Annotated in this window: 16 protein-coding genes; 6 read left to right on the forward strand and 10 right to left on the reverse strand. The window is 61.2% G+C overall.

What is annotated here, in order from left to right; genetic code table 11:
* Nucleotides 1-60: 60 nt before the first annotated feature.
* Together ACE3NW_RS01665 and ACE3NW_RS01670 are read right to left on the reverse strand one after the other, a co-directional pair.
* On the reverse strand, nucleotides 61-444 hold the full coding sequence (locus tag ACE3NW_RS01665; protein WP_374279704.1) for a DUF134 domain-containing protein: 384 nt from the start codon (nucleotides 442-444) through the stop codon (nucleotides 61-63).
* Between the two features lie 86 nt (nucleotides 445-530).
* Complete coding sequence (locus tag ACE3NW_RS01670) at nucleotides 531-938, reverse strand: DUF5320 domain-containing protein (RefSeq protein WP_374279706.1); 408 nt, start codon at nucleotides 936-938, stop codon at nucleotides 531-533.
* Between the two features lie 141 nt (nucleotides 939-1,079).
* Between ACE3NW_RS01670 and ACE3NW_RS01675 the strand changes: the two genes are divergently transcribed.
* Together ACE3NW_RS01675 and aldA are read left to right on the forward strand one after the other, a co-directional pair.
* Nucleotides 1,080-1,907, forward strand: coding sequence for a P-loop NTPase (locus tag ACE3NW_RS01675; protein WP_374279708.1), 828 nt, complete (start codon nucleotides 1,080-1,082; stop codon nucleotides 1,905-1,907).
* 196 nt (nucleotides 1,908-2,103) lie between these two features.
* A complete protein-coding gene (gene aldA, locus ACE3NW_RS01680; RefSeq protein WP_374279710.1) occupies nucleotides 2,104-3,537 on the forward strand; it encodes an aldehyde dehydrogenase in 1,434 nt (477 codons plus the stop codon).
* A gap of 109 nt (nucleotides 3,538-3,646) precedes the next feature.
* Here aldA and ACE3NW_RS01685 read toward each other — a convergent pair whose 3' ends face one another.
* Nucleotides 3,647-3,994 carry a cupin domain-containing protein gene (locus ACE3NW_RS01685; protein ID WP_374279712.1) on the reverse strand — a complete coding sequence of 116 codons (348 nt, stop codon included), beginning with the start codon at nucleotides 3,992-3,994 and terminating at the stop codon, nucleotides 3,647-3,649.
* A 135-nt stretch (nucleotides 3,995-4,129) separates the two neighbouring features.
* Nucleotides 4,130-6,997: a mechanosensitive ion channel family protein gene (locus tag ACE3NW_RS01690; protein ID WP_374279714.1), complete on the reverse strand. Its 2,868-nt coding sequence runs from the start codon at nucleotides 6,995-6,997 to the stop codon at nucleotides 4,130-4,132.
* Between the two features lie 121 nt (nucleotides 6,998-7,118).
* On the opposite strand from ACE3NW_RS01690, the gene ACE3NW_RS01695 reads away from it, so the two are divergent.
* Both ACE3NW_RS01695 and thiE read left to right on the forward strand, forming a co-directional pair.
* Entirely contained in the window at nucleotides 7,119-8,153 is a 1,035-nt protein-coding gene (locus tag ACE3NW_RS01695; protein WP_374279716.1) for a DUF362 domain-containing protein, read from the forward strand.
* A gap of 17 nt (nucleotides 8,154-8,170) precedes the next feature.
* Nucleotides 8,171-8,818, forward strand: coding sequence for a thiamine phosphate synthase (gene thiE / locus ACE3NW_RS01700; RefSeq protein ID WP_374279718.1), 648 nt, complete (start codon nucleotides 8,171-8,173; stop codon nucleotides 8,816-8,818).
* A 102-nt stretch (nucleotides 8,819-8,920) separates the two neighbouring features.
* On the opposite strand, the gene ACE3NW_RS01705 is transcribed toward thiE, so the two are convergent.
* From ACE3NW_RS01705 to ACE3NW_RS01730, 6 genes are all read right to left on the reverse strand, one after another.
* A complete protein-coding gene (locus ACE3NW_RS01705) occupies nucleotides 8,921-9,244 on the reverse strand; it encodes a hypothetical protein (protein WP_374279720.1) in 324 nt (107 codons plus the stop codon).
* A gap of 16 nt (nucleotides 9,245-9,260) precedes the next feature.
* Nucleotides 9,261-9,866, reverse strand: coding sequence for a hypothetical protein (locus ACE3NW_RS01710; protein WP_374279722.1), 606 nt, complete (start codon nucleotides 9,864-9,866; stop codon nucleotides 9,261-9,263).
* Nucleotides 9,867-9,925: 59 nt separating this feature from the next.
* The gene (locus tag ACE3NW_RS01715) at nucleotides 9,926-11,671 is read right to left on the reverse strand and encodes a glycosyltransferase family 9 protein (protein ID WP_374279724.1); all 1,746 of its coding nucleotides are present in this window, start codon (nucleotides 11,669-11,671) and stop codon (nucleotides 9,926-9,928) included.
* Nucleotides 11,672-11,683: 12 nt separating this feature from the next.
* Complete coding sequence (locus tag ACE3NW_RS01720; protein ID WP_374279726.1) at nucleotides 11,684-12,811, reverse strand: hypothetical protein; 1,128 nt, start codon at nucleotides 12,809-12,811, stop codon at nucleotides 11,684-11,686.
* Between the two features lie 211 nt (nucleotides 12,812-13,022).
* Nucleotides 13,023-13,661 (reverse strand): complement resistance protein TraT, encoded by a 639-nt coding sequence (gene traT, locus ACE3NW_RS01725; RefSeq protein WP_374279728.1) that lies wholly within the window; start codon nucleotides 13,659-13,661, stop codon nucleotides 13,023-13,025.
* A gap of 119 nt (nucleotides 13,662-13,780) precedes the next feature.
* Nucleotides 13,781-14,503: a hypothetical protein gene (locus ACE3NW_RS01730; RefSeq protein WP_374279730.1), complete on the reverse strand. Its 723-nt coding sequence runs from the start codon at nucleotides 14,501-14,503 to the stop codon at nucleotides 13,781-13,783.
* Between the two features lie 408 nt (nucleotides 14,504-14,911).
* On the opposite strand from ACE3NW_RS01730, the gene topA reads away from it, so the two are divergent.
* The gene (gene topA, locus ACE3NW_RS01735) at nucleotides 14,912-17,152 is read left to right on the forward strand and encodes a type I DNA topoisomerase (RefSeq protein WP_374279733.1); all 2,241 of its coding nucleotides are present in this window, start codon (nucleotides 14,912-14,914) and stop codon (nucleotides 17,150-17,152) included.
* Entirely contained in the window at nucleotides 17,145-18,320 is a 1,176-nt protein-coding gene (locus ACE3NW_RS01740) for an XdhC family protein (protein WP_374279735.1), read from the forward strand. The genes topA and ACE3NW_RS01740 overlap by 8 nt, the downstream gene beginning before the upstream one ends.
* Nucleotides 18,321-18,442 lie beyond the last annotated feature (122 nt).

Consider the following 18,442-nt stretch of genomic DNA (forward strand, 5'->3'; position numbering starts at 1 on the left):
TGCGGACGCTGCACCTGTTGAACTGCCGCGCCGTGGGAATTTTTGCCGGGCTTTGCATGGCTACTGGCCAAAACCGCCATCGCCCCTGCCGCCGCGCCGCCTGTGACATGCCCCCATGCCGCAGCGTGTGCCGTGCCCGTCGCACAGCTCATAATCCCCGCCCTCAATGCGCAGCAGCTTGCCGTTGACCAGTGAATCGGCCAGCTTTTTGCGTGCCTCGGCATAGATGCTCTGCACTGTGGTGCGGGCAATGCGCATTTTTTCGGCGCAGGCCTCCTGATTCATGCCTTCCAGATCAATGAGGCGCACGGCCTCGTATTCATCCACGGTCATGATGACGGGCTGTTCTGCCTGTGGTGCGCACTGAGCAAATCCCGGCACAGGCCCGAAACTGCGGTTTTCTGGCAGGCAGCAGACTTTTCGCCACTTTTTGGGTCTTGGCATGCAATCCTCTCTGGGGCCGTCCGGCGTGGCGCATGCAACAAGCGCTCTGTGCCCGGGCGGCCCGTGTTCATTCATATCTTTGCAGATTAGCTGTTATTGTCTGTTCCGTCACTGCCCGTCGTGGGGACCGTGCCGCAGCTTTCGGGCTGGTTGGTGGCCATGCTGCGGCCCATGCCCTGGGCTTTCTGCATACCCTGGCCTTGCCGCATGTTTTGGCCCATGCCGCGGCCCATTTCGCGCCCCGTGCCTGCACCCTGATCGTTCATGCCGCAGTTGCGCATCCTGTTGTTTTGCCCTTGTCCATGGCGGCAGCAGCGGCCCTGAATCATGTTCTGGCCCGTTGCCTGTTCTGGCATCTGCGCCGTTTCGGCAGGGTTGCCCCTGCTGCCTTGCACGGCCATGCGGCCCTTGCCGCCCCGGTTCATGCATTGGCCCCTGCCGCGCCCTGTGCGCGAACCCATGCCCTCTGGCCCTGTGTGATCGAAATGAGGCATACGATGCTCCTTGGTAGTTGTTATTGACATATGTCAATAACTGGAGTATGTCTGTTAATGACATATGTCAATAACGAGGGGCGAGAAAAAATGGTTGGCCCCCGTACTTGTTGGAATAAAACTTTTATCAGGGTGCGGAACATGAGTGATTGCGACCATCAGTGTGGAAGCTGCGGCGAAAGTTGCGCCGAGCGTGGTGAAGCCCAGCAGGATTTTCGCGTCAAGCCGCATGCGCAAAGCCGCATAGGCAAGGTCATAGGTGTTGTGAGCGGCAAGGGCGGCGTGGGCAAGTCGCTGGTAACCTCGCTGCTGGCCGTGGCGCTGACCCGCCAGGGCAAGCACTGCTCCATACTTGACGCCGACATTACCGGCCCGTCCATTCCCCGCGTGTTTGGCCTCACGGGCAAGGCCCATGTGGAAGGCGACGGCCTTGTGCCAGAGCGCAGCAAGGGTGGGGTGGATATCATGTCCATGAATCTGCTGCTGCCCGGCGATTCGGATGCCGTGCTGTGGCGCGGCCCCATCATTGCCGGTGCGGTCAAGCAGTTCTGGTCAGACGTGATCTGGCGTGATGTGGACTACATGTTTGTGGACATGCCTCCTGGAACAGGCGACGTGCCGCTGACCGTGTTTCAGTCCCTGCCAGTGGACGGCATAGTGATTGTGACCTCGCCGCAGGAGCTGGTGAGCATGATCGTGCAAAAGGCCATTGATATGGCCCGGCAGATGGATGTTCCCATTCTTGGGCTGGTCGAGAACTACTCGTACTTTAAATGCCCGGATAACAACAAGGAATACAAGATATTCGGCGAAAGCCACATTGATAGCATAGCCCAGCGCCACGGCCTCAAGGTACTGGCCCGACTGCCCATTGATCCCGCGCTGGCAACGGCCTGCGACCATGGAGCCATAGAAGGCGTGGGCGAGCACTTTATGGAAGGCGCGCTGGCTGTGATTGAGCGCATGTAACGGTTCGCGGGTGGCGCATGCGATCAGCATGTGCGGCCACATTTTTATGGGGCGGAAGTCTGTAGGGCTGCCGCCCCTTTCTTTTGGCCATTTCTGCATCAGGCAAGGAAACACAACGTGCCGGTTTTGTAAAAAAAGGGGTTGCTTTACCTTTGACGGCATGTGTGATTATGGTTGACCAAACCAAGGAGCAACCATGCGTACCTTTCAACAGTTTATCAACGGTAAATTGGTTTCCCCCACAGGATTTGCAGTTATCGAGGTAGAGAACCCCTCTACCGGAAAAATAATGGCCCAGACCCCCAACGGCGGCAAGGAGGACGGGCTGGCCGCCCTGGCCGCAGCCCACAAGGCGCAGAGTGCCTGGGCGGCGCTTCCCGCTGTGGCGCGGGCCGGGTATCTGAAAAAAATGGCCGACCTGATCCGCAAGCACAGGCTTGAGCTTGGGCGTATTCTGGCCGAGGAGCAGGCCAAAACCCATCCCCTTGCGCAGATAGAAATTGACCTGACAGCAGAGTATTTTGACTACTACGCAGGCTGGGCGCGCATATACGAGGGCGAGATCATCCAGAGCGACCGCCCGCGCGAAAACATACTGCTCTACCGCAGGCCCATCGGCGTGGTGGTGGGCATCTGCCCCTGGAATTTCCCCTTCTTTGTCATGGCGCGCAAGGTTGCACCCTCGCTGCTGGTGGGCTGCACTGCGGTTATCAAGCCCAGCAGCCTGGCCCCGGCCACCGTCATGCATTTTGCCAGCCTGCTGCGCGAGATTGATCTGCCCGCAGGCGTGCTGAATTTTGTGACAGGCGGCGGCAGCACCCTGGGTGAAACGCTGTCCTCCAGCTCCATGACCGACATGGTAAGCCTGACCGGCAGCGTGGAGGCGGGGCAGCGCATCATCACCGCCAGCGCGCACAATATCACCAAGGTTTCGCTGGAGCTGGGCGGCAAGGCCCCGGCCATTGTCTGCGCCGATGCCGATATGGATCTGGCCGTCAAGGCCGTTACCGCCTCGCGCACGGTGTTCAGCGGGCAGGTGTGCAACTGCGCAGAGCGCCTCTATGTTCACGAAAGCGTGGCCGATGCCTTTGCGGAAAAGCTGGCCGCAGCCTTTGAAGCCGTGCGGCTGGGTGATCCCTTTGACGAGCCCGCACCAGACATGTGCAGCCAGATCAGCGCCGGGCATCTTGCCAAGATCGACGGCATGGTCGTTCGCGCCAAGGAGCAGGGCGCGGAGGTGGTTACCGGTGGTGCCCCTGCCGAGCGTGGCAGCGGCTATTTCTACAAGCCCACCCTGCTGCGCGGCTGCCAGCAGCATATGGAAATTGTGCGTAATGAGGTTTTTGGCCCCGTACTGCCCATGCTGACCTTCCACGATCTGGACGAAGCCCTGGAACTTGCCAACGACTGCGACTACGGCCTCACCTCGTCCATCTACACCACCAACGTGTCCACTGCCATGGCGGCCATAAACGGTCTCAAGTTTGGTGAAACCTACGTGAACCGCGAAAACTTCGAGGCCATGCAGGGCTTCCACGCGGGCTGGCGCAAATCCGGCATCGGCGGCGCGGATGGCAAGCACGGGCTCATGGAATATCTGCAAACCCAGGTGGCCTACATTCAGTATTAGCGCGCAACAGCCCTTTTGCACGCGGCCTGCAAAAGACCGCGCACAGGCTCCATAAAAAAGGCCCCTCCGTCAGTGGAGGGGCCTTGCTGCATTTTGGGGCGGGTGCTGCTTACTTGGTAAACAGAATGAGAGCCACCATCTTGAGATCGGTTGTGCCGGTATTGAGCAGGGCATGGCTTTCGCCATCGTTGCACACGGTCACGTCGCCAGCCTTGACTGTGGCTTCCACGCCGTTGTCGTTGTACAGGCCTTCGCCTTCAAGAATGTAGTATATTTCAATCTCGCCGTTGTGCTTGTGGTTGCCCACGGCACAGCCGGGCTTGAGTGTGCCGATATTGAACAGACGGCCCTTGTCGGCAAGGCCGTGTTCGTTGACAATCTTGGTGAAATGGACTGAGCCCGGCCCGCCGAAAAGTTCCTTTTCAAAGCATTCCAGGGCGTCTGCGCGGTTGATCATGGTGGTCTCCTGTTGTTCAGGCGCGTCTGCGCCGGTTAGAGCTGTGCTGCGGAGAAGTCTCCGTGGTAAGGCCCGCCCGGCAACACCCGCGCCATAACCGGGCATTGCTGCGGCGATTACCGGCGCGGAAGGCGCTTAGCTGTTGTTTTCGTCGTCGTCCCCGTCGTCGGGGGTGGCGGTTTTTTTATCGCCAGGCTTCACGCCTTTGGCCCCGGCGGGCAGCACCCTGCGGGGGCGGCGCGGCGCGCGGCGCTTGCTGGCGCGGGGCTCTGCCGAGGGCAGGGGAGCCTTGGTGCGCGGCGGCAGTTCCTTGATGTTCACATCAAGCTGCGGGAAGGCAATTTCGATGCGGTGCTCGCGGAACTCCCTTTCGATCTCAAGCCGGATATCGGAGGCGGTGGAAACCGCCACATCGTAGTCGCGCACCCAGAACTTGAGACTGAAGTCGAGCGTGCTGGCGCCAAAATCGGCAAAGGCCACGCTTGGCGGCGGGTACTTGAGCACGTTGCTGTTGGCATTGGCCATGGCCAGCAGAATTTTCATGACCTGGTCTGCGTCAGAGCCGTAGGCCACGCCCAGCTTGATTTCCCGGCGCACGGTGCGGCTGTTGCGCGTCCAGTTGATGAGGCGGCTGGCCACAAATTCAGAGTTGGGGACAATGATCAGGGCGTTGTCAAAGGTTTCCACCATGGTGGCGCGCACGCTGATTTTGCGCACGCGGCCCTGGGTTCCGCCCACTTCAACCACATCACCAGCCTGAAGGGTGCGGCTGAAGATAAGTATCAGACCCGACAGGAAGTTGTTGACGATGGTCTGCATGCCAAAACCGATACCCACAGAAAGGCCACCGGCTACCATGGCAAGATTGCTGAGCTCCATGCCCACGGCCCGCAGGGCAAACAGGCCAAAGCAGCACCACAGCGCGTAGGTAAAGGCTGTCTGCATGGGCGGAATGAGTGTGGCGTCGATGGCAACGCCCTGCTTGGGCAGGCGGGCCAGAAAGCGCGAACCCATGCCCACGGCGGTGCGGGTGAGGTAGAACATGGTGATGATAAGCAGCAGATGCACCACGTTGAACTGGGTTGCGCCCACGTTTACCCCGCGCAGCACATAGTGCTGCAAAAGGTGCATGCCGCCGGGCAGCGTGCCCACCCACTGGGAAACACCCACAAAGGCCGCCACCAGCACCACAGGCGCAGAAAGCGCCACGGCAAGGTGGGCCAGGGCGGCGCGCACGCCTTCCTGCGGCAGTCTGTCGTTGAGCGTGCTGACAAGCGCCATGCCGCCCAGGCAGAGTTGCAGGGCCAGAGAGCACGAAACAAAGAGCAGATACAGCACCATGCTGTAGATGTGCAGCCCGGCCAGGGTCAGCACAAGGCATATCCACAGCACCAGGGGCTCGCATTCAATCACGCTGGTTTCCACATGCATGGGGCCAAGATCAAGCTTGGGCCTGCGGTGCTGCCGTATGAGGGAAACAATCACGATGCCCAGCCAGATAACCAGCACCAGCGGCTGGGTGAGGGGCAGATAGAGCAGTACGTATGAACACAGGGTGGGCTGGATAAGCGTCCAGAACGGCGGTTTCTGCTGCTGTACTTCAGGATATTTCAGCAGACGCAGATCCCAGGCCAGATGTATCTGGGCCACAATGAGGCACAGGTTGCCAAGGGCCAGAAACAGGCGAAAAAACTCGCCAGATGACGATACCGAGCTGCCCAGCAGGGCCAGCCCAACGCACAGCCAGGGCAGACTGACCCTGAAGATATGCCGCACGGTGGTATTGGTTTCGTGAGCGGCCCAGCGGCGGTACAGCAGGGTGGTGAGTACGCCGGTGAACAGCAGGCACACCACAAAGCGCAGCACCGCCGTGCCCCAACGCTGCACGGTAACGGGTATTTCTACCGGCAGGCGCAAAATCATGCCCTGGGCGGAATAGTGCATCTGCCGCCCAAAGTCGGCCCAGGCATCGGGGCTGAGCCACGGCACGGGGCTTTGCAGATAGTAGTTTTTCCACAATAGGGGAATCTGGGCGTTGATTTCGTCCTGCATTTTTTCCAGCCGCTTGATGAGGGCCAGCGCAGGGGCAAGGGCAGAATCGTACTGGGCCATCACAGCGGTGAGCCGCAGGCGGGTGAGCACGATGGTTTTGGCATAATCCTGCATTTCGGGGCTGAGGCTGCCGTCGTGCAGATCTTCGGGCATACTGTCGGCCAGATAGCCCACACGTTCCAGCAGGGCCTGCACCTCTGTGCGCGCGCCCATGACCGGGTCGAGCACCTTGCGCAGATCAAGCACGGTGGAGGTGATGCGACGGCTCACGGCCTCAACCGGGTTGGGCCAGTTTTTGTAGGTATTGAGCAGCACCAGCAGACGCCGGGCTTCTTCCATGAAGGGCTGCACCTTTTCGCTCAGGTTGCTTGAGCGCTGGGCAAAGGAATCGCCCATGACGGTGGCCTTCTGGGTGATCTCGTCGAGCATGGCCTTTTGGCCGCTCCAGACCATTTCCCACGGATCGCGCAGGGGCAGGGTGGGAATGGGGGCCTCGCCTTCTTTTGGATCGGCAGTCTTGTCGTCGGCCTTGGCGTCAGCCTTGGCATCGGGCTTGGCATCTGCTTTAGCGTCGGCCTTGGCGTCTGCTTTAGCGTCAGCCTTGGCGTCGGCTTTGGCGTCGGGCTTGGCAGCGGGCTTGTCCTGCTTGTCGGCCTTGGGCGAATCCTTTTTGCCGGTATCTGCCTTGCCAGAATCAGCCTTGGCTGCGTCCGGCTTGGCCGCATCGGCCTTGGTTGCTTCTGGCTTGGCCGTGTCAGGCTTTGCGGCGTCCGGCTTTGAGGTGTCGGGTTTGGCGGCGTCCGGCTTGGGTGCATCGGGCTTGACCGCATCCGCTTTGGGTGCGTCCTGTTTGGTGGCGGGGGTCGTTTCCGCTGCGTAGGCGGCGGGAGAGGCCAGGGCACAGCACAGGGCCAGTAAAAAGGCGATGAGCAGCTGATTGGGTGCGTGCATGGAATCCTCAGATTACAGTCTGTTGTCTTGGATACGGTAGCAGCCCTTCCATACGTCAAGACGGCCCGTTTGAAAAGGGCGCGGCCTTTACAATGCCTGGCCCCGGCGGCATAATTCGGGCATGAAAACTGGCATGAACCCCAAGGATGTCGCGTCGAAAGCCGTTCGCCCCAACCCCGGTGATCCTTTGCCTGTGGCCCTTTTGCGCCACGAGGCCTACACCGGGCCCGGTCTGCAACAGGCCGTGGGGCAGGTGATGGACGCGGCCCGCCTGACAGAATATTACCCCCTGCATTCCGGCGCGTGCGTACTGGTCAAACCCAATCTGCTGCTGGCCAAGCCCCTTGCCTGCGCCTCGCCGGAGGTGGTGGTGGCGGTATGCGCCTGGCTTCTGGACAAGGGCGTAAAGGTACGCGTGGCCGATTCGCCCGGTTTTGGGCGTGCTGCGCATGTGGCCCGCGCTGTGGGGCTGGAGGCTGCCCTGCGGCCTCTGGGGCTTTGCGTGGAAGAAATCGGCCCTGCCGTGCCCCTGCCATTGCCCCTTGAGGGCGAGGCTGCGCAAAAGGCGGGTTTTCAGGCGGGCGGCTCACGTTTTCACGTGGCACGCTTGGCCATGGAAAGCGACCTGATCGTTTCTGTGCCCAGGGTCAAGGCCCACGCCCAGATGCTGCTGACGCTCTCTGTCAAAAACTGTTTTGGCTGTGTGTGCGGTTTGCACAAGGCCGTTGCTCACGCCCGTGAGGGGCGCGACCCCCTGTTTTTTGCCGATTGCCTCGCCGCCCTGTGGGCCGCGCTGCCCCCCGTGGCAGCGGTGGCCGACGGCATCACGGCCATGCATATTACCGGGCCGAGCAATGGCAAGCCCTTTGCGCTTGGCCTGCTTGGGGCCAGTGCCTCTGCCGTTGCCCTGGACGAGGCCCTGTATGCCGTGCTGGGGCAGGCTCCGCAGCAAGTGCCGCTGGGGGCGGCCCTGTGCCGCCGCAAGGCCTGGGGCAGCGCAGCGGCTGGAACGCAGGCGGTCTTTCCTCTGCACGGCCCGGCAGATTTTTGTGCCACCGGTTTTCAGCTGCCTGCCGAGCTTTCGCACACGTCGTTTCACCCGGCGCGTTTTGTTCAAAGCTGCTTTCGCCGTATTTTTGCGGCGTTTAAAAAATAAGAGCCAAGGAGCCTGTCATGGCCAAGATTCTCCCAGGAGAAACAGATATCTACGCCATCACCGATGCCGGTCTTTCACTGGGCAGACCTCTCGAAGAGGTGGTTTCTGCCCTGTTGGGGGCTGGTGTGCGCATAGTGCAATACCGCGAAAAAAAGCTGAAGGGCGGGGCCATGCTTGAAGAGTGCCGCCTCTTGCGGCGGCTGACTGCCGAGGCCGGAGCCTGCTTTATCGTCAACGATCACATTGATATTGCCATGATGGTGCAGGCCGACGGCGTACACGTGGGGCAGGAGGATCTGCCCGTGCCCGCCGTGCGCAGCCTTGTGGGGCCGGGCATGATCATTGGCCTTTCAACCCATATGCCGGAACAGGCCCGCGAAGCCCGCGCCCTCGGTGCAGACTACATCGGCGTGGGGCCCATATTTGCCACCAAGACCAAGGAAGATGTGGTGGCACCCGTGGGCTATGAATATCTGGACTGGGTGGCGCGGCATGCCGATGTGCCCTTTGTGGCCATTGGCGGCATCAAGCAGCACAATATTGCTGAAGTGGCGCGCCACGGTGCTCGCTGCTGCTCGCTGGTGAGCGAGCTTGTGGGCGCGCCCGACATACGCGCAAGGGTAGAGGCGGTGCGCAATGCCATGCGTGAGGGCATGGTGGGCTGATAACGCCCGCTTGCAGGGCTTTTTGTCAAAAAAACAGGGCACCGAACGCTTTCGCGCGCGGTGCCCTTGATCTTTTGATCTTTGTCCTAAGACAGGCGGCCTTTATTGCAGCGCCTGGCCCACTGCCCTGTGGTAGCCGCGCATGCGCTGGCCCTCAAGACGTGAGCGTTGCAGCTGCGACCTGATCTCGCCGTGCGCCTTGGTGGCAAGCTCGGTAAGCTGATCCTGCACACGGGCCAGTTCGATCAGGTGCGCCCGGTATTCGTCGGCCTGGCTGTCGTCGAGCATATGCCAGGCCATGCTGGTCACTTCGCCCCGCCTTTCGGCAAGCTCGACAGCCTTGTCGTATGCGCCGTCCTCAAGGGCCGCCATTTCCTGGCGGGCGAGGTTAAGCGCTTCATCCAAAAGGCATACGCCCTGACTCATACGAGCTCCTGCGGCCCTACTGGGCCATGTGTTCAACAACCTGTTTGTGCAGTATTTCGCTGGATTCGTACCATTCGTTGCACAGGGGGATGAATTCGTATTCAAGCAGGTCGGCCAGCAGAATCCAGTCTTCGTTTTCCAGCACATCACCCATTTCGGAGAGCATGTTGGAAAATTTTTCTGTTTTTTCGGCAAAGTCGGGCAGTGCGCCGTTGGTGTAACGGGTGCGCAGTTCGCCCAGCATGCCCATGAAATCGCGGGTCACGTCCAGCAGATCCTGAAAAAGTTCGAGAGCGTCGGTGTCGGAGGCGGCGCGGAACAGCCGGGCCACTTCGCGGGCGCCGTGGCCCATCATCTTCGCCACCTTGCCCATCTCGGCCGACATTTCCACGGCCATTTCGGCCACGGGTACGGAACGCACCTCGATGGAAGAAATATCAGAGCAGGCAATGTCTTCGGCCTGATGCGGGTAGATTTCGGAAAAAGCTTCGTTGTTGACCAAAACGTCCGTCACTACACGGTCTACCATCTTGTCTTCCTGCATAACGTCCTTGAGCAGTTCCTCAAGGTTGGCAAAGGCGGTAATGCTTTTTTCGCTTTGTGCGCCGTCGATGATAATCATTCCAGTTCCCCTCCTCTCCCCCGCAGGGAAGATTTTACCGTAATGTGGTATGCCACGAATTAAGCAAATGACGTGCCATTTGCGTATTTATCACGCCAATCAACAAGTTGCGCGCCAAGATGGGTAGTAAGTGCCAGCAGATCGTCCAGACGCTCGCCGCGCTCCTGACGCAGCTCGCGCCAGAACGCACCCAGTGAACGCAGTTCAGGGCAGGCATCGAGCACCGTTTGAAGGCGCTCGCAGTTGCGCAAGAAAAGTTGTCCCGCCTTGGGAGTTTTGCCCAGCATCTGACCCTGTTGTGTAAGAATATTCAAAAGTTGAATGGCCTGATCCAGGGTGGCGAACATGCGCTGCGCAAACTGGAGCGAAACGACGTTGCCTCCGTCGGCTGTGTGGCCTGCTGCGTGGTCATCTGCGAGGTTGAGCGCGCGGCAGGGGCGCTCTGGGCTGATCGGCCCCTCGTTGGTGCTGGAATGGGCGGCAGAGGGACCGGCCAGATCGTCAAGGATCTGACGCCAGAAGTCTCTCTGCTGCGCAAGCCACTGGCTGCGGTCTTCTGCTGCATGCGCAGAAAGACAGCGCACGGTGATAAAGTCGTCCTTGTCCAGCTCTGTCTGCCACACGCGGGCCTCGCACCCGGCGAGTTCGAGCGGCGCGGTGTCCCAGCGGCCCGTATCGAGCCATGCAAGGGCAAGTGCCTCCACACTCTGCGGGCGAATATGGCCCACGCAGGCAAGATTGTTGGGGCAGGGGCGTCCAAAGGGGCAGGGGTGGCAGGGCAGGGCAGGCTCTAGGCAGCAGCAGCCGGGCAAATAGGGGCCCGTATCGCAGGGCTGCGCCGTTGCCAGAAAGATGGCCAGACTCGTGACCCCAAGGCCCGCAGCAAGGTGCATCGTGCCCGTGTCGTTGGTGAGCAGCAGGCGCGAGCGGCACAGCAGGGCCGCCAGCTGGGTGAGATCTGTTTTGCCAACGGCGTTTACAAAAGGGCCTTGCGCATGGCGGGCATAGGCCTCTGCCAGGGGTTTTTCGGCTGGCGAGCCCAGCAGCACGGGGCAGAGCTTGCGCTCGCGCCACAGGCTGTTGCCAACGCTGGCAAAATATTCTGCGGGCCATTGACGGCGTTGTTCGCTGGCTCCCAGCTGCATGGCCACAAAGCCTGTGGCATCTGCCGGAGTGGCCGCCAGCAGGGCATCTGCCGCAGCAAGCGCCCGTTGCGATGGCGGTGTGAGCCGCAGGCGCGGTTGCTGGTCTCCGCCGTAGTGCGCGCTGGATCCGCCCACCATGCGGAAGATATCCACAAGGTTAAACGGTGCGCTCTGGCGGTTGACTGTGGCACTGTTCAAAAATGTTGCCCAGATACCCCTGTTTTGACCAAAGCCAAGGGCATCAAGAACAAATCCGCGCATTTCGGCGGTGTTGCCACCCACAAGGCCTGCCAGCAACCGGGCGGGCAGGGTGGTGGTGAGGTTTACCACGCAGGCGGGAGCCGCTCCCGCGCGGATGGCGTGGGCATACTCCAGCAGCCGGGCGGCGGCGCTGCGCCAGTCCTTTTCCATGTCGGCCATAAGGCGCGCGCCGGGCAGGGGCCAGGCGCGTTCCACATGGCGCATCAGGGGCAGCACGCTGGAAAAGTTGTCCAGGCACACCAGATGCACGCGGTTGCCCTGCCGGTGCAGGTCTTCAATAAGGGGCTGGCATTGCAGCAGATCGCCAAACCGTGTCAGGTTGATGACTACGGTTACGCCTGCGCCGCTCTGGGCGCTGTCCGGCAGTGCTGTGTCACCCGCAGGATTTGTGGTGTCCATGGGTCAGCAGTCCTACGCCAGCGAGGAGTTTTTGCCGCCGTTCAGCATGTTCAGGGCAAGGGCTTTTTCCTGCTTGAAGCGGTTGGCAACCGCTGCCTGAATGTTGCTGTCGGACGAGCCAAACTGGCCCACGCGGATGTTGTACACGTTGTTTATGAGGTTACGCTCGTATGACGGATCGGACGGGCTGCCGCTCATGCCGTGGGCGCGTTCAAAAATGCGCGCCGCGCCAGAGGGGCCGTGCTGTACCGACGTGCTCCAGATAACCTCGCGCATGGCAGTTGAAATCTTGTCCGGGTTCAGGCCGGTGCGCTGCGCAATGGAGTCCAGAGCTGGCTTGTAGTGGCTTTGGTGGACAAATGCCTCCTGAAGATTTTCAAACCGTTCGGGCTGCTCGTTGGCGATGGCGCGCCATGTGTCGGGCATGGCACCCTTGCGGCTGCCGGTATTGCCGGGGCCGGAGGCCCGCAGCCGGCGCGAAAGTTCGGGGGCTTCGGTATCCAGAAAATCCAGAAAATCCTTCAGGCTGCCCGCGCGGGACGAAACCTGGTATTTGCCGTATGACGTGCCACCCACACGGTCGTAGCCCACGGCGGCAATGCCGTCGCTGCCCGATTCGAAGCGGGCGGAAAGCTGCCCCAGTTCGACATCTTCCACCTTGTGGGCGGGCTTGGTGCGGCTTTGCACCGGCGGGCGCGAATGCACAAAGTCGCCCATGCTGAGCCCCTTCATGCGGCTGTCCATGGCGCTGGTCATGGAGCGTAGGTGCCGCGCCGTGCCCATGCTGCGGGCAAGATCAAGGGTGGAATTGCCGCCGGATACGGTTTGCATGAGGCTGTCGATGGCCTTGGTCTGCCGCATGTCGGTTTCTGCCTTGCTGAAGACCTGGGTTCGCATAAGATCGCTGGGCGAGCGCCCGGCCAGAACCATGCCGTGCTGGAGGCCCATGCCGCCTGCGGGCAGGCTCGTGCGTTGGGCTTCCGGGGCGCTGGCGGTTTCCGCATTGGTGGTCTGACCATTCATGATACTGGCGAAAGACGCGGAATTTCCGGCCTGTGGGCTCGCCGAGCGGCGCGACATGGCCCCCTGGGCTGGCTGCGCGTCTGATGGTGGACGGATCAGAAAATTGGAAAGTGCCATGAGTTCCTCCTGCGGGGGCTGCTGCCGCCGCACAGAGGAAAAAGCAAGTACAGTGCCAATGTCTGATATGCGCAGAAATACGCCGGGTTATGCCCCTGTCGTCAAAGGGCCGCCGGAATGCTGACACCTGTGGCACAAAAAAGGCCGCCCGGTTACGGACGGCCCCTGCCGAGGCATGCCCACAACTGTGGGCTTTTGCTGCAATGGAGAACTACTGGGGGCTGGCAGGCTGCGCCGGGGCATCCTGACCAGATGCGCCGTGAATATGGGTGGCCAGTTCCTTGCCCATGGTTTCTGCAAAAATGGGCGGCACACCCGTATCTACCTTGAATTCCTGAAGGGCCAGCAGGCCAATGCGCATCTGGCTGCTGGCAACGGCGTTGCGCTTCGAGATGCTCTTGAGCTTTGAGCGGGCCGGTTGCTTGGCGCTGGGCACGTTGCGCTGCACCAGCAACACGTCGGCCACCAGTGCCGTGCCGCCCCTGCCGTCGAGCTTTGAGGGGGCATCATAGCCCGCAGCCACCATCTGTCGCACGCTTTCTGGCGCGGCAACACCGGCAGCGAGCACCACAACCTGAAGTATGTAACCGGCCTCGCTGGGGTTGGGCACAATGGTGTAGCCCTGGCGTTGCAGCCATGATTCGGCCTGGGCGCGCAGTCCCGACAGTTTGTTGGTATTGTCGCGCACGTTCACGTAGACAGCGGGGGGGATGTTTGCGTCGCTTTCCGGCTGTTCCAGCTGGCCCTGACGCAGCACTTCCACGCGCGCGCCATTGGCCGACTGGCGCACGCAACCGCACAGGGTTGCGAAAATCAGGCAGAGCAACAGAATATAACGGGTAAAGGACATACTACTCCTCGTATATGCCGCAGCTTGTGCGGCGCGGATGGTATTATCGGGGGGAAATCATGCATGCTGGCTGGCGGCGCGTGGCGCTGCCTGCCTGTGCGGGTAGTGTTGGCGCGGAATCAGGGGCGCAGAGAATCCAGAATCTTGCGGCTCAGGGTGTCCTCCAGGGCGGGGGCTATTTCATCCTTGCCCATGTTGGCCCCTTCGGCGCGCACAACTGTGCGGTGCATGTCTGATTCTGCCGGTTCGCGGCCATTGCGGCCTACGCCAACCAGAGCCTTCATGCCCCAAACTTTGCTTTTGCCAGAGCTGTCGAGCAGCGCAGCGCCAAGCCCCAGCGCAGCGCCAGCGCTCGCGCCCCAGGCCAGGCCGCCCCTGCCGCCGGTGGCTCCTCCAAGCAGCGCGCCAAGCATGGCCCCGGTGGCGGTGCTGCCAAGCGCGTGCCCCGCGCTCACAGGCGCATTGCGCGAACCAAGCGGGTAGATATCTTCTATCTTGACGCGGATGAGCAGGTCGGCTTTTTGGGATGAATCGGCGGGGGTGAGGTCTTTTTCGCTTTGCAGATAACTGGTGAGCATGGATTCCATGTCTGCGTTAAAGCCAGAATCGCCGCCGTTTACCTTGACATGCACGGTCTGCCCCTTGCGTATCTGCACGCTTTGCAGGGGAGAATCTGTCGCTCCGGCATCACTGCCGGAAGGGGCGTCAGCATTGGGCGCACCGCTGGAAGGCACCGGGGCAGCAGGCTGCTCCTGTTGCGCGGCACAACCGGCGCCAAGGGCGCACAGTGCCAGCATGCACAGCATGACCGTAAGTTTGAGTGGCAGAAAACAGACGCGCATACGTTTCCTTGCAAAATTAAACAACACTATCATTAATAGCCCAGAATGGCCAAGCTGTCCAGTTTTACCCCTTTGGGCCCCCGGCGAGCAGTGCGCAGGAATGGAATGCTGCAGGGCCGGGACTTGACAAATGCTTCGTACTTGACGCTATTGGTTGTGTCGCGCGTTGCCCCCGGTGGGGAGTGATGGCGTTGCAGTGGGTTCCGGCCAGATAAACGGCGGGCGCTCTGGCTTTTTGCGTATGGTGCGGCGTATCTGACAGCAAGCACCGCCGCAGGGCCGCGTTTTGGCCGCGCAAAAAAGGCTGCCTGCTGTGGCTGTGGGCCGCAGCCGCAGCGCATACCGCGTGTGCGGTACACTGGGCCGGGCCTTTTATGCCGGCAAGCACGAGATAATCCGAGGGGCAGCATGGGCAAACAGCTTATTATTGTGGAATCACCCGCCAAGGTGAAAACCATCAAGAAGTTTTTGGGGCCGCAGTACATGGTGCAGGCCAGTGTGGGCCATGTGCGCGACCTGCCGTCCAGCTCGCTTGGAGTGGACGAGGCCAATGATTTTGCGCCGCATTATGAGGTTATCGACAACAAAAAGAACGTTGTCAGCGAGCTGCGCGCTGCGGCCTCCAAGGCCGACACCGTCTATCTTGCCCCCGACCCCGACCGTGAGGGTGAGGCCATTGCCTGGCATGTGGCAGAGCTTATCCGCGACAAGGCCAAGGATATCAAGCGCATTCAGTTCAACGAAATCACGGCCAAGGCCGTCAAGGAAGCGCTGGCCAATCCGCGCGAGCTCAACGGGCATCTTTTTGACGCGCAGCAGGCACGCCGCGTGCTCGACAGACTGGTGGGCTACAAGATTTCGCCCCTGCTGTGGAAGTCCATCAAACGGGGTATTTCTGCCGGGCGTGTGCAGTCTGTTGCCCTGCGCCTGATTGTGGAGCGCGAGGAGGCCCGCGAGGTCTTCAAGCCCGAAGAATACTGGCTGTTCAAGGCCCTGCTGGCCGCCGACGTGCCGCCGTCATTCAAGGCCGAGCTTGCCAAGGTGGGCGGCAAAAAGGCTGTTGTCAGCAATGCGGCACAGGCGCAGGATATTGAGGACGCCATGGCCGGCAAGCCCTTTGTGGTCGAAAGCGTGGAAGAAAAAGAGCGCGAGCGCGCACCGCAGCCGCCCTTTATCACCTCCACCTTGCAGCAGGCGGCCAACCAGCGTCTTTCGTACACGGCCAAGCGCACCATGAATATCGCCCAGCGCCTCTACGAAGGCGTGGAAATCGGCGACAGGGGGCTTACAGCCCTTATCACCTATATGCGTACCGACTCGACGCGCATTGCCGACGAGGCCCGCGACGCAGCCAAGGCCTTTATTGAAGGCAGTTTTGGCAAGGAATATCTGCCCAAGCGGGCCAGGGTCTACAAGGCCAAGGGCGGCGCGCAGGACGCGCATGAAGCCATACGCCCCGTTGACGTGAATATCACCCCCGACGAGGTAAAGGCCCATCTGCCGCCAGAGCAGTACAACCTCTACAGGCTCATCTGGGCGCGGTTTGTGGCCTCGCAGATGGCGGGCGCGCGCTTTCACGATACCACGGCCAGCATCTCCTGCGCGCACACGTTGTGGAAGTCCAAGGGCGAACGCCTGCTGTTTGCCGGTTTTCTCGCGGTCATGCCGCGCGGCAAGGACGAGGCCGACGCCGAGCTGCCGCCCCTTACCGCAGGGCAGACCCTCACGCTTGAAAAGCTCGACAAGGAGCAGAAATTCACCCAGCCCCCGGCCCGTTTCAGCGAAGCAAGCCTTGTGCGCGAGCTGGAAGAGCTGGGCATCGGGCGGCCATCCACCTATGCGGCCATTATCTCCACCTTGCAGGACAGGGAGTACGTGAGCCTCAAGGAGCGCCACTTTGTACCCACAGATCTGGGGCGTGTGGTGTGTACCCAGCTTGTGGAGCATTTTGGCAAGCTGATGGATGTGGGGTTCACCGCCCAGATGGAAGAGAATCTGGACAAGGTGGCCGATGGACAGGAACAGTGGGTTGAGCTGCTGCGCCGGTTTTCGGAAGATTTCAATCCCACGCTGGCGGCTGCCTCCAAAAACATGAAGAGCCTCAAGGGCGGCATGCCCGCCAATCTGCCCTGCCCGGAATGCGGCAAGGATCTGCTCATCAAGTTTGGCAAGGCCGGGGCTTTTCTGGCCTGTTCCGGCTATCCCGAATGCCGTTACACCAGTAATTTCGAGCGCACGGAAGACGGAAAGGTCGAGGCCGTGGCGCAGGAAAAGCCCCAGTACGAAAAAGTGGGCGTGTGCCCGCAGTGCGGCAAGGATCTTGTGATCAAAAAATCCCGCACGGGCAGCAGTTTTATTGCCTGTACAGGCTACCCCGACTGCAAACACGCAGCCCCCCTTTCCACGGGTGTGCCCTGCCCACGCTGCGGCAAGGGCTCGCTGGTAGAAAAAAGCACCAAGCGGGGCAAGATATTCTACTCCTGCGACCAGTACCCCCAGTGCGATTTTGCGCTGTGGGAAAAGCCCGTGCCCGGCCCCTGCCCACGCTGCAATTCCCCCTATCTGGTCGAAAAGAAAAGTCGCGACGGCACAAAAGTGATCTGTCCGGTCAAGGGTTGTGGCTACGTGAAGGAGGATGAGGATGGCTAAAAAAGACGGCGACAAGGCCGGGCTTGCCCTGACGGGAACAGACACTGCTGGTACGCCAGAAACACTGGTAACCACCCCGTGGGAAGACACCCTTGAGGCGCGCGTGGCCTCACTGCTGCAAGATGGCGAGCCCTCTGTGCTGGTCACCGTGGTCAGCCGTACCGGTTCGGCCCCGCGCGATGCCGGTACGCGCGCCCTGCAAACCCGCAATGGTTTTGAAGGAACCGTGGGCGGTGGCCTGCTTGAGGCCCGCGCCATGGAGGCCGCGCGCGGCAGTCTTGCCAGCGCCGCTTCTGCCCGTGTTTCTGTTGATATGACAGGGTTTTCACCTAACAGCGACATGATCTGCGGCGGCAGCATGGAAGTGCTGTGCGAGGTGCTTTCGCCCAGTCAGGCCGATCTTTTTGCCTTTGCTGCGCAGGTGTTGCGTCAGGGTGGCCGGGGTCTGTGGCTTGTGGAGCTGCGCAACGACGGCGTTTCGCTGCACGGCGAAACCGAAAACCCCGTGCGTCATCTGTATGTCGATGCCCTGCCCGATGCGGCCCAGCCAGAAAGCGCGCTGCCTGCGGGTGTGGGCATTGGACTGGAGGGCGTGCAGCCCCTGCTCGATGCCCGCAAGAACAAGCCGGGGCTGGTAGAGCACGAGGGCCATGTCTTTTATGTGGAACCATTGGCCGCGCCGCCGGTGCTGCTGTTGTGCGGCGGTGGGCACGTTTCGCTTGAGGTTGCACGTCTGGCCCATGCCTGCGATTTTGTTGTGGATGTTGTGGACGACCGGGCCGAATTTTCCAATGCCGGGCGTTTCCCCATGGCGCGCAACTGTCTGGTTCTGCCGGGGTACGAAAACCTTGTGCAGAGCTGCGGCATAGGGCGCAGGCATTTTGTGGCCATTATCACGCGCGGGCACAGTTTTGACCGCGAGGTATTGGCCCAGGCCCTGACCAGCCATGCGCAGTATGTGGGCATGATAGGCAGCAAAACCAAACGTGAACAGGTATATGCAGCCCTGCGCAAGCAGGGGGTGCCAGATGCGGAGCTGGCAGCCGTGTGCTGCCCCATTGGGCTTACCATAGAGGCGGAAACCCCGCAGCAGATCGCAGTTTCCATTGTGGCCGAATTGCTGGCCGCGCGCGCCGGAACCCTGGTGCGACTGCGCTTCGACGACTAGGCGCGGCCTGGCGCGCGCCTGTGCGTTTGCTGTGCCTGCGGTGTGTGGCGGGGCCAGCAACAACCAGCCCTGTTGAGCTCGTTGGCCGACCGCCTGCCCTGTTACCGCGCCGCCTGAGCGTC

It is taken from the genome of Desulfovibrio sp., from assembly GCF_041907885.1.
GTDB lineage: Bacteria > Desulfobacterota > Desulfovibrionia > Desulfovibrionales > Desulfovibrionaceae > Desulfovibrio.

Bases quoted from the DNA above. Each gene is read 5' to 3' on its own strand.
- ACE3NW_RS01710 (WP_374279722.1), bottom strand. From the start codon at position 9,866: ATGATTATCATCGACGGCGCACAAAGCGAAAAAAGCATTACCGCCTTT.
- ACE3NW_RS01705 (WP_374279720.1), bottom strand. From the start codon at position 9,244: ATGAGTCAGGGCGTATGCCTTTTGGATGAAGCGCTTAACCTCGCCCGC.
- ACE3NW_RS01715 (WP_374279724.1), bottom strand. From the start codon at position 11,671: ATGGACACCACAAATCCTGCGGGTGACACAGCACTGCCGGACAGCGCC.
- ACE3NW_RS01685 (WP_374279712.1), bottom strand. From the start codon at position 3,994: ATGATCAACCGCGCAGACGCCCTGGAATGCTTTGAAAAGGAACTTTTC.
- ACE3NW_RS01695 (WP_374279716.1), top strand. From the start codon at position 7,119: ATGAAAACTGGCATGAACCCCAAGGATGTCGCGTCGAAAGCCGTTCGC.
- traT (WP_374279728.1), bottom strand. From the start codon at position 13,661: ATGTCCTTTACCCGTTATATTCTGTTGCTCTGCCTGATTTTCGCAACC.
- topA (WP_374279733.1), top strand. From the start codon at position 14,912: ATGGGCAAACAGCTTATTATTGTGGAATCACCCGCCAAGGTGAAAACC.
- ACE3NW_RS01665 (WP_374279704.1), bottom strand. From the start codon at position 444: ATGCCAAGACCCAAAAAGTGGCGAAAAGTCTGCTGCCTGCCAGAAAAC.
- thiE (WP_374279718.1), top strand. From the start codon at position 8,171: ATGGCCAAGATTCTCCCAGGAGAAACAGATATCTACGCCATCACCGAT.
- ACE3NW_RS01720 (WP_374279726.1), bottom strand. From the start codon at position 12,811: ATGGCACTTTCCAATTTTCTGATCCGTCCACCATCAGACGCGCAGCCA.
- ACE3NW_RS01730 (WP_374279730.1), bottom strand. From the start codon at position 14,503: ATGCGCGTCTGTTTTCTGCCACTCAAACTTACGGTCATGCTGTGCATG.
- ACE3NW_RS01675 (WP_374279708.1), top strand. From the start codon at position 1,080: ATGAGTGATTGCGACCATCAGTGTGGAAGCTGCGGCGAAAGTTGCGCC.
- ACE3NW_RS01690 (WP_374279714.1), bottom strand. From the start codon at position 6,997: ATGCACGCACCCAATCAGCTGCTCATCGCCTTTTTACTGGCCCTGTGC.
- ACE3NW_RS01670 (WP_374279706.1), bottom strand. From the start codon at position 938: ATGCCTCATTTCGATCACACAGGGCCAGAGGGCATGGGTTCGCGCACA.
- ACE3NW_RS01740 (WP_374279735.1), top strand. From the start codon at position 17,145: ATGGCTAAAAAAGACGGCGACAAGGCCGGGCTTGCCCTGACGGGAACA.
- aldA (WP_374279710.1), top strand. From the start codon at position 2,104: ATGCGTACCTTTCAACAGTTTATCAACGGTAAATTGGTTTCCCCCACA.